This is a genomic window from Stieleria mannarensis, assembly GCF_014154935.1.
GTDB lineage: Bacteria > Planctomycetota > Planctomycetia > Pirellulales > Pirellulaceae > Stieleria > Stieleria mannarensis.
The window spans coordinates 20398-31264 of record NZ_JACEHH010000076.1; the positions used below are offsets into that span (position 1 = coordinate 20398).

The 10867-nt window shown below is 59.7% G+C and carries 6 protein-coding genes; 4 read left to right on the forward strand and 2 right to left on the reverse strand.

Annotated elements, in window-relative coordinates:
• The first annotated feature begins 298 nt into the window (after positions 1–298).
• The 4 genes from H1B37_RS30530 to H1B37_RS30545 all read left to right on the forward strand — a co-directional run bounded on the left by H1B37_RS30530 (position 299) and on the right by H1B37_RS30545 (position 7065).
• Positions 299–1333, forward strand: a complete 1035-nt coding sequence (locus tag H1B37_RS30530; protein ID WP_286178393.1) for a hypothetical protein — start codon at positions 299–301, stop codon at positions 1331–1333.
• Positions 1334–1691: 358 nt separating this feature from the next.
• Positions 1692–3254, forward strand: coding sequence for a sulfatase family protein (locus tag H1B37_RS30535; RefSeq protein ID WP_182871076.1), 1563 nt, complete (start codon positions 1692–1694; stop codon positions 3252–3254).
• A 506-nt stretch (positions 3255–3760) separates the two neighbouring features.
• On the forward strand, positions 3761–5452 hold the full coding sequence (locus tag H1B37_RS30540; protein WP_182871077.1) for a hypothetical protein: 1692 nt from the start codon (positions 3761–3763) through the stop codon (positions 5450–5452).
• A 110-nt stretch (positions 5453–5562) separates the two neighbouring features.
• Positions 5563–7065 carry a hypothetical protein gene (locus tag H1B37_RS30545; protein WP_182871078.1) on the forward strand — a complete coding sequence of 501 codons (1503 nt, stop codon included), beginning with the start codon at positions 5563–5565 and terminating at the stop codon, positions 7063–7065.
• A gap of 357 nt (positions 7066–7422) precedes the next feature.
• Here H1B37_RS30545 and H1B37_RS30550 read toward each other — a convergent pair whose 3' ends face one another.
• Both H1B37_RS30550 and H1B37_RS30555 read right to left on the reverse strand, forming a co-directional pair.
• Positions 7423–10254, reverse strand: coding sequence for a M56 family metallopeptidase (locus tag H1B37_RS30550; protein WP_182871079.1), 2832 nt, complete (start codon positions 10252–10254; stop codon positions 7423–7425).
• Positions 10255–10309: 55 nt separating this feature from the next.
• Entirely contained in the window at positions 10310–10702 is a 393-nt protein-coding gene (locus H1B37_RS30555) for a BlaI/MecI/CopY family transcriptional regulator (protein WP_182871080.1), read from the reverse strand.
• Positions 10703–10867: the final 165 nt, after the last annotated feature.

The following is a 10867-nucleotide window of genomic DNA, read 5'->3' on the forward strand; positions in this document are numbered from 1 at the left end:
CTCACGCGCTTGCACCCGTTTGCACTGAAGCGGGCCACCGACTCTCCGGCATGAGACAGAGCCTAGCCCACCCCAAAACGCCAAGCAACCTTCCGCGGCATCGCGGGGGCAGAAAGGCGGTCACCGCTGAAATCGGGAAAACCGTTACAGATCTTGCAATCGGCTGCCGATCTGTCTTGACAAGGGAGGGCCGTTGCGACACCGCATGCGCGGGTGCGCCACCATTGCCATCTGCCCAGCGATGGCCGATCTCCGTTGTTTCACGCTGACGATTTGATCCAAACCAACGGAAAAAGCGATGACACACTCGCTCATGGAAACCTTTGCCGCCGCTTCAAAATGGTGCGGCCGAGGACTGGCCGTCACCCTGATCGCCTCTTTGGCGACCTCCGGAAACGATGCCAACGCCCAACGTCCCGTCGTTCCGGGGACGGGCAGCGAAATCGTTGGCGTGTCGGACGACTTTGAGGACCCCAATTGGAGCTATATCCCGCGGAACCCCAAAAGTACCGAGGACATCGACGAGAACCAGCGCGGTCCGATGGGGCGCAGCAACAACGGTCGTTGGTACGAAGGCATCAAACGCGGTCATCCCGATGTGGTGCAACGCGTCGACACGCCGCCCGGTGGGATCCCCGGCAGCAAGGGCGCGCTGCTGATGCGCAGCAAGTTCACCGGGCTGCCCGGACGACCGAGCGGGAAAATGCACCAGGACGACTTCGTCGCCAACGTGCAGTACCGGCTGAAACGACGCGTGGATATCGCCGAGGTTCCCAGTGTGACCACCCGCGTCTTCTTGCCGCCGGTGGAAAGTTGGGAAAACCGCAGCGGCCCGCACTTCGGCTTCCGACTGGCACTGGAAACCACCGCGATGGTCGACAAGGAAGTTGGCGTCGGGATCTTTAAACGTACGACCCAGGAAATGGGCAACGAAGTCTACTGGCCGGGGATGTTCGTCGAATTCGAAAGCAAATCGACGACGCGAAAGGAACACGACTACGCCTACTTGCGAATCCGCGGCAACCAACGCGGCGGTGACTTCCGTGGGCCGCAGATCACCACGACCGGTTGGTGGACAATGGGCATGAGTGTGACGCCCGATGGCATGGTGCACTACTACGCGTCACCCGGCGTGGACGATTTGACCGAGGACGACTACATCACCAGCCAATACCCTTACGGTTATCGAGCCGAGCGGTTCCGCACGTTCTTCTACAACGTCTGCAGTGCCGACGACGGACACCGCTGGAGCACCACGTTCGTGGTCGATGACCCGAAGGTGTATGTGCTGCGTCCCAAAGGCCAACGGATCGCGACGCGACCGGGGCGCTAACGTTTAGCCACTCGTAGCGGAAGCCGCCAAGGCTTTCGCGTCCCACCGGGCGGAGTCCCGCCGGCCGAAACTCTTGGCGGAGTGCTGCCGGCCGAAACTCTTGGCGAAGTGCTGCCGGCCGAAACTCTTGGCGAGTTCCGCTACCGAACGACAGCCGGCCGAAACTCTTGGCGAGTTCCGCTACCGAACGACAGCCCGCCGAAACTCTTGGCGAGTTCCGCTACCGAACGACAGCCCGCCGAAACTCTTGGCGAGTTCCGCTACCGAGCGACGGTTCGCAAGTGCTTCGATTTCGGTTTAGACTACGGCCTCTGCCGTTTGTCTGATTCCCACCGAAAGTTCGGAGCCTCTCCCCACGATGATTCCCCACTCGTGCTTTTTCACCAAACCGCTGGCGCTCGCCGTCGCGGTTCTCTTTTTGGTCCACACCGACGCGCGATCGGCTGACCTGCCCCCGACTCCGCCTCGCAATGGTGTCAAACCCCGCAACGTCGTCTTTATTCTGACCGACGATCACCGTTTCGACGCGATGGGATTTGCCGGGCACCCGTTCCTGGAAACGCCCCACCTGGATTCGCTGGCGGCCAACGGCGCGCACCTGAAGAACGCGTTCGTCACCACCAGCTTGTGCTCCCCCAGTCGCGCCTCGATCTTGACCGGCCTGTACACGCACAAGCACCGCGTGATCGACAACAATCGCTTGGTGCCCGAAGGAACCAAGTTTTTTCCACAGTACCTGCAGCGTGCCGGATACGAAACGGCGTTCATCGGCAAGTGGCACATGGGCGGGCACCATGACGATCCGCGGCCGGGCTTTGACCACTGGATCAGCTTTCGCGGCCAAGGCAACTACCTGCCCCCGGGCCCCAACTACACGCTGAACGTCAACGGGGAACGCGTCAAGCAAAAGGGCTACATCACCGACGAACTGACGGACTATGCCGTCGACTGGTTGAAGAACCGCGACGGCGACGATCCGTTTTTCATGTACCTGTCGCACAAGGCCGTGCACGCTAATTTCACCCCCGCCAAACGTCACCAAGGACGCTACGCCGACGCCGACCTGAGCTTCTTGCCCCGCGGTGAAAACATCAAGGCGGAAAACGACGCCCCGCGATGGGTTCGCGACCAACGCAACAGTTGGCACGGCATCGATTTCTCGTACCACAGCGACAAGGGGTTGGATTACCTGTACCGCCGCTACTGCGAATCCATCCTGGCGGTCGACGACAGCGTCGGTCGAGTGCTGCAACAACTCAAAGACATGGGCGTCCATGACGACACCTTGGTGATCTACATGGGCGACAACGGATTCATGTGGGGGGAACACGGCCTGATTGACAAACGCGTTTCCTATGAAGCATCCATTCGCGTCCCAATGATGATGCAGTGCCCCAATTTGTTCGAAGGCGGCAAGGTGATCGAAAACGTGATCGGCAACATCGACGTCGGCCCGACCATCCTGCACGCCGCCGGCCTGCAGACCCCCGACTACATGGACGGAGAAAGCTTTTTGGAGATCCCTAACAAGCCCGAGATGCCGTGGCGGGACTACTTCCTGTACGTCTACTACTGGGAGAAGAATTTTCCGCAATCGCCGACCCAGTTTGCCCTGCGTGGCGATCGCTTCAAGTACATCACCTACTACGGACTGTGGGACGTCGACGAGCTTTATGACCTGACGACCGACCCGGGTGAAACCAAGAACTTGATCAATGACCCGGACTACAAGGCCGTTGCCAAGGAAATGGAAGACAAACTGTACGCGATGCTCGGCGATGCCGGCGGGATGGACATTCCGATGAACCAGCCCAAAGGCGGCAGCCAAAACAAGCGTTGGGACGAGCGCGGCGGCAACGAGGCGGCGGACTTCCCGAAATCCATCGTCGTCGACGAACCGATCAACCGCCAAGCGCAGTAGGTTTGCGGAGAAGAAGGATCCACTCACTCGCCGGGCTCGCTGCTGCACGGCGAGACGATGGCGGGTGTAGTAGAGGGGAGGCAGAATGAGACCGGGCAGAATGATGCCCAGCGGAACAAGGCCCAGCGGAACAAGGCTTGCTTCGTCAGTCCCCCCAGTCCAATTTCTCAGACGTTCCGCCTGCCTGGTCTCCCCCATAATTCTGCCCCGTATCATTCTGCCATTTCTTTCCCATTGGTTTGCCCCTTTCGTTTTGCCCAACCTGCTTGACGTGACACGACCGCACCATCGCAGTGTGCCTGTGCGTCGGTGATCCGTGCGGATCGGAAACACGTTCATCCGGACAGGGTCGCGCCACAGTAGATTCGTCGACGATTCTCGAAAACCACTTTGGTTTCGGGCAGCGGCGCATGACTTGCAGCTTGGAGACTCAGCAGTCGCGTTGGGTGTGCGGCTCCGCGCGATCCGATCCAGACGGATTTCAAACACGACACGGGGGACTGATCATGAAACCTCTCATACATGGCGGCTGGTGCGCGGCGCCGATTGCCGTCTTGATCATCGCGTTTGGGATTTCTGAGCGAGCGTTCGCCCAACGGTGCTGTCCCGATGCGGGGGCCGACACCTGGGCGTTCCACAATTTTGGCACCGACCGGCTGCGGTGGGACACGTTTGAAGAGGCGTTTCGGCTCAATCGTGAGCATGCACTCGACACGATCATTGCATGGCCGTTGTTCTACGCGTTCCGCGACACGCTTGCCGAAGGGAATTGTTTTGGCATGTCGCTATTGGCCGAGGAAATCTATCAATCTCGGGGTTTAAGGACGCCGTTTTCTGGCGACTTGCGCGAAGGGATCGGCGACGCCTATCCACCTCGATTCGTGGGCACACGGGAGTTGCCAACGGACGACCCGTTGCGGCTGGACATCAACACACGCCATTGGCAGCAACTGTCGGTGGAATTCCTGCGTCATACGCTCGATTCAGTGCTGCGATCACCGTCGGCCAATGCAGAACAAATCTACCAGGACACACGTTCGTCGAGCTATCAAGCCGGCATGCTGTCGATCAGCAATCATTGGGACGGGCACACGATGACGGTGTTTTCATGCACTAAATCGGGCCAACGCGGACAGCCCCCCGTCTACGACCTATTGCTCTACGACTCCAACCGGCCCTACAGTGGCCGCGCCGGCGGACAGCGCTACCCCCATTTGCAACCGATGCGAATCTCGGGCGATCAGTGGAGCTTCACAATGGCTGACGGAAGGGTGTGGTCCCATGAGGACGGCGTGCTGACCTACGTCCCTTGGAACGAAACACGCGCGTGGTTCAAGATCCCGACCAACATCATTGACGTGTTCATCATTGTTTTCGGCGAGGGCACACGGGTCGAACAAGTGCTCGACAGCCAAAACCGCAAACTGTTCCGGCGTTCCAACCCGCAAAGCATGGCGGATCTGGACACGTCGCCGCGCGGGCTGGGTCGTAACATCCTGCCGATCGTTCCCCTGACACAACAGCGTGTCAAGATCCGGCCGAGTTCAAGTCGCACGATCGATCGCGTCGCCACCGAACGTCTGCCAGAAATCCACCAAGCCTTGAGTAACCGCTTGGGCGGATCGGTCGAGAAAGCCCGGGCAGCGTACTTCGGAAACAACGTCCAACTGCAAAACCTGAAACTGCAGACCTCCGTAACCGCCGCCAACCAGTCCGCCGCCGTGACCGTTCTTCAAAACGGCAAATTGTGGCAGGTTCGCGGTGAACCGGGAGTCGCGGTGGACGTTGAGATTCGATCGATGGCCAACCTTGCCGACGGCATTCGAGTTCGCCAACGCGGGGGCACCGGGACGCGTGCCACGATTGCGTTCGCCGACTTCAAGGCGTCACAAAATGCGTTGGCGGTGCAGCGTGTGCAATCGGTTCCCCTGCAGGCGGACTTTGTAGACATCAGACTGGGCTCTGACGGGGCGCTACGATTCAACACCGCGGCCAACCTGGGCACATTGACGCTGAATCGGGAGTCGATCGACGCTCAAGGCAACGTCAAATCCGTGAGCGTCCGACAAATTAAAGCCGGACCAAGCACCCCGTCGGTGATCAAACCGCGTCAAGTCAAACCACGCCAAATCGCGCCACCTGTCAACGAGATCAAACCGCGGATCCGGATCAGACCGCCGGTCAAGAAGAAGGACTAACCGCCTCGATATGCTCGTCGCGATGCCCTCCGATACCACCGCGGCATCGGACGACGGCAACCCCTTCGTGTCGGCGCCCCACAGGGTGTGCCGAGGGAAGATGATCAGCAATGTTTCACTCTGTTCGACGGCAGCCGACTCGCCGCTTCAAAACCGCATTCTCGCGTCTCCTTTCGTCCATCGTCGTGGCATGCTTCCTTGTGATCGGCGGCCAAGACGCACAAGGATATGAGCTTTGGCTGTACAACAACACGGGAACGGATTTGTTACCGTATCCGGTTCAAATTCAACCCGATGGGAGACAGCAGCGGGTTCCAGACCCAGCATCGGAATTGCCCGATGGCTATGCTGAATTGATTGACACAGGCGGTTACAACCCGATCTACGCGGACGACGCCTCGCATCGGCATGTCATCATCCAAATCGGTAAAGAAACGGTCCCCGAGATACTGGCCATCGTCTTCCGTCATCGTGTTGCGATCGGGGAGGAAGGAAAGGACCCGGACCGCGTTCCGGAAGAATTGCGACGATTCACGTTTCCCGTCAGCACGACCGAGCCGAACTGGTTGATTCTGGAAAGCGATTGGACGATCCGCCATGAAGTGGGCGACCTGGCGGACGACGATGAGGGTGCAGCGGATCCGGTGGGCGAACCGACGGCGGCCGAGACAGCGGCTGCGACCGCCCCCACCGTCGATCCTCCTCCGCCACCGACGTCGACCCAGCGTCGCGGCATCGAAGCGCGACGGGGGGACCGACGCACCATATTACCCTTGCCGGGCGCCGCAGCGCGGCGGGCCAAGACGGATCGAACGGCCGACGGCCAGAGTAACAGAATTCTGTTGCTCGACAGCACACCGCAACACCAGTTGTGGACGACACCGACGACACAGTGGATCGAGTCCTACAACAGAGCCCGCGCGGCACGGTACTCGATCGCTTCAATGACATTCACAACGACATCCAAGACGGTTCGGGGAGAGACGCCGGGTTTCGTTTGGAATCTGTCGGTGCGTCAGCCCGGACCGATCGGAAGCTGGGAGGAACAATCGCTGGAGAGCTTGGCATCGCAGTACGATCTGATCGTCTTGAAACACAGCCCGGCGATCCGTCAGGTCAACGTGGACGCTCGGAAAGGCGAGATCGCGTCGCCCCTGAAATCATTGCAAAACCACCAGCTGCAATATGACACAATCAAAAAGCGACTGCGTCAGCATCCCGAGACTCGATTCGTGATCTGGACCGGCCCGGCGCCATCGAGGCGTCGGGTCAATCGGGACGCTGCGCTTCGAGCCAACGAGTTTTTCCGCTGGGTCCGCGATGACTGGGATCAGCCCGGTGACAATGTTTTCATTTGGGATTGCTACGCGATCGGATCGCGCGACGGACTGTACCTGGACGCCGAATTCGAGTCGGACGAAAGAACGCCCAATGCCACGTACTTCCGAACTGTCACGCCGATGTTGGGACAGCGGATCGTGGACGTGCTGCAGGGGCGCGGGGACATCGCCGCAGTCACTGGCGGAGAGATCGACAAGCTGAGTCCCCAGCCGGAGCCACCGGATCTGCCGACCATGCGTCGCGTTCCAAGAATCCGCATCCGCCCACGCTAGCAGATCACAAAGTGGCCAGCCATCGGCGATGCGCCCCCAAACCGTCCGCCCCCACGACCTCAGCGAGACGATGTTGGGGGCGACGGAGAAAAGGCAAAATGATACGGGGCAGAATGATGTCCAGTGGAACAGGGAGCTTGGCTCGTCAGTCACCCCCCCCCTCCAGTCCAATCTCTCCTACGTTCCGGCTGCCGGGTCTCCCCCATTATTCTGCCCCCATTATTCTGCCCCCATTATTCTGCCCCCATCGTATTGCCCCTTATCATTCTGCCTCTTCCGTACCGTCACCATCATCACGCGCGCCGCTCGCTTACGCTTCCCGCTAGCAATTTGCCCAAACGCTCTTCCCACGAAGCCCTACCTTCCACTGGAAGCCTCTCTCAGCATCAACGTGACGACGGTCTGCTTGCCTGGTTTTACCCGGCCGATTTCCTGCTGCCATTTTCCATTGCCCAGTCGGTAATCGTCTGACTCGATCGACAGCTTGTAGGTTGCCGAGGTCAGGTTTTCAAACAGAACGAATCGATCTCCGCTGCCGGCCACCTTCGCGGTCAAGCGGTTGCTTCCATTCCGTTGCAGAAAAACGGTTACCGGTTTTGCGATCCCGGTAGGACGTGCCAGTTGGATCTTCAAGCTCGCGGAATTCAACAGCCTGACGGCGGCGTTGGTCCCGTCCCAAGGAACTTGCTTGGTTCCCTTGCCCTCTTTTTCAACGATCAGGACCCCATCGGCAAACGGAACGTTTGAAAATCGCACCTGACCGCGCGAATCAGTTTTTCCATGCAGACGACGACGGTCAAACTTGTCTGCATCAAGCGGGCGTTTCGGATGATCGGGAACCAACCACACATCGGCTCCGGCGACGGGCTGCTCCCCCGCATCATCCACCATGACCACCGCATCGGTCGCAGGTTTGAATTGCAATTTGATCGGCGGGGCCGATTCCAATTGATCCACCGCCACGGCGTGCACGCGAGAGACCACCGCATCCTGGTACCCTGGCGATGCAGCGACCAGTCGGTAGGTCCCGCCTTTCTGAAGCCCCGTGAACTCGAATCGTCCGTCCGCCGGAGTGAACAAGCACGCGTTGCCCACTCGACCGCCACTGATGATTTCCTCGCCCGGCTTCCAGTCGCGCGGCCAGTGGTACGACAGCTCAAACTCCTGGGCCGGTTCACCGCTGGGCAACAACACTTGACCGCGGACCGCACCTCGCCCCGGATCCGGCCGATCTGATGAAAGAGCTCGGATGCCGGGCGAGTGGGTTTCCGGCGGAGCAGCGTGGTCACCATCGACGGCAAAATTCACTTCCAAAAGATCGGCCGCATCGACCGAGACCGTTTGGGTTTCCCATCGAGACCCGCCTGCGGTTTTATGAGAATAGGCACTCAAACGCACCGGTTGATCGACGGGTATCCCGGACAAGGAGTAACTGCCATTGTCGTCGGTGATTTGCTGCATTGCCGGCTGAAGACTTTGGTGGCCGACCATCAATCCGACCGGGTTGCCCGCGACCGGTTGCCCGCTTCGATCCAGGATGCGTCCATGGATCCGACCACCCTTGTCCAAATGGACCACCAGAGGCGTTTGGTCTTCGGAATAGAGGTCGATCTCGATCGCGCGGCGTGCAAACCCTGGTGCCACGACGACCATCCGAACCAGGTCTTTGGCAAGGCCGCCAACACGACAACGCCCATCCGAGGCGTCCACGATCCGGCCGTCCTGCAAAAAGAGGCGTGCGGCAGAGATCAGGTCTCCAGATGCTCGATCGCGGACCTCGAATTCTGCCACGCGGCCTGGATCGAGATCGATCGTGACCTTGCCATCATCGTCCACCGTTCCGGATCGCCCGAATCGATCGCCCTGGAAGGCAGCGATGGTCCACGACCGAATCGCCATCCGCGGATCGATAGGTAACGAGAGTTCGAACCGACCGTCCTGGTCCGTCACGACTTTCTCGCGTCCACCGATCCGACCAAAGCCGCTCGCCCAGACATCCGCACCGGCAACGGGCATTCCATCATCAACAACCTGTCCGCGGACGTGTTCGACGTCGCAGTCCCTGATCCGCGCGGCACTGCCGGGCAAATCCGGCGTCATCGACCAAATGCTGCCGGCGATCGGATCGCCGACCGCTTCAAGCACGCCCGATTGTGCATTCTGCGGTGCAACCCCGAACAAAACCGTTACAAAGCCCAACAACGCAATCGCAAATGAGCCTGTCATGCAGGACCAACGCAGTGTGCACGGGTGCGTTTTGCGATCGGATTGGAAGAGCCACTCGATCCGTTTTGTCAGCGTGGACGGGTTGCTCCAGCCGCCCACCACCGACAACAACAACGGAGGTGTGTGAAGCGATCGCGACAATTCGATCATTCCCGTCGAGTACGCATCAATCGAAGACGTCTGGGCGGCAATCGTATCGGCTACATGCTCCGACGCCATGATCGCCGACCGTCGCAGCAACCAATAGAACGGATGGAGGTACAGAACTGGCATCGCCAGGTTTATCAACATTCGCGTGAAACCATCGCACCGTTGCAGATGAACCATTTCGTGCCGAATCACATGCTGACAATGCGGGCTTTTAGCGACGGCCGGCGGCATCACAATCCGCGGCCGGAAGATGCCGTAACAATAGGGCCGGCGAGCACGCGGGCTGATCAGCAAACGAATGTGCGGGGGTAGGTCACCCGAACGCTCCTCTCGCGCCACCGCTTCGATCCAACGCAGCCGCAGACGCCCGACCAACAGGAACGCTGCACACAACCCCGCGCCCATAAAATAGGCGCCGATCAACACGGCCCGCCAACGAATCGGTGCCGGTATCGCCTTGACTGGCTTTGTAGAAACCGCGGAGGGAACCACAGCGTCGGCCGCGGCCGACTCGTGCGTGTCGACCAGCGGCGTCGCAAGATTTTGCTGCGTGCTGGAGGCGGTTGGCGCGACTCGGACAACCGTTTCGGCACTGAGAGTTTGGGATCGGGGAGCGGCTTGAAACGGCGCGGCACGCGGCAGGGGAACAAACACCAATGCAGCGACCACCAGCGCGATCACAATCCCGGCTTCGCAACATCGTTGACGGCGTTCAGGGCTGCGATGCAACAAACTGCCGATCCAAAAACAGGACAACACGATCGCTGAACTGATCCAAACGGAATCGAGCGGATGTAACGCAAAGGCAAACATAGTGAGTCCCGATAGATGGTGGGCGAATAGTGAAACCGATTCCCGCTGGCGGTGGTCAGCGTGACTTTTTCTTGCCGGCCCGATGTTGCCGCAGCAATTCTTCCAGCCGCTGCAGTTCTTCTTCGCTGGGAGCCTTGGCATCAAACGCGCTCTGCACGAGCGCGTCGACGGCACCGTCAAAGGCGCGTTGCACCAGGGACGCAACCAGTTGACCGCGGGTGCGTTTCTGGGCGACGGCCGCGCGATACACGAACGCCCGGCCTTGTTGGCGATAGGTGACCAGCTGTTTCTCGTGCATCAGACGCAGAAACGCCTGCACGGTATTTTGGGCCAACCCTTCGCCCTGCCGACGAAGTTCCTCGTAGACCTCGCGGACCGTGGATTCGCCCCGTGCCCAAAGCACGCCGAGGATTTGCAATTCACGATCGGTGGGAAGATTCTCAGACATCGGATTCACCTGAATTCTTACGCTTAATTCTTTAAGTGTAAAGCTTTCGGCGTTTGTGTCAAGAAAATTTTGCCGTTTTCGAGTGAGTGGCAAAACGATGAGGACCGAGCTTCCGCCGCCCCATCATTGTGCCCTGCGTCGTTCTGTCCACCGAAGATACAGGCT

Coding starts and splice junctions, on each gene's coding strand:
- H1B37_RS30530 (WP_286178393.1), top strand. CDS start 299: ATGACACACTCGCTCATGGAAACCTTTGCCGCCGCTTCAAAATGGTGC.
- H1B37_RS30535 (WP_182871076.1), top strand. CDS start 1,692: ATGATTCCCCACTCGTGCTTTTTCACCAAACCGCTGGCGCTCGCCGTC.
- H1B37_RS30540 (WP_182871077.1), top strand. CDS start 3,761: ATGAAACCTCTCATACATGGCGGCTGGTGCGCGGCGCCGATTGCCGTC.
- H1B37_RS30545 (WP_182871078.1), top strand. CDS start 5,563: ATGTTTCACTCTGTTCGACGGCAGCCGACTCGCCGCTTCAAAACCGCA.
- H1B37_RS30550 (WP_182871079.1), bottom strand. CDS start 10,254: ATGTTTGCCTTTGCGTTACATCCGCTCGATTCCGTTTGGATCAGTTCA.
- H1B37_RS30555 (WP_182871080.1), bottom strand. CDS start 10,702: ATGTCTGAGAATCTTCCCACCGATCGTGAATTGCAAATCCTCGGCGTG.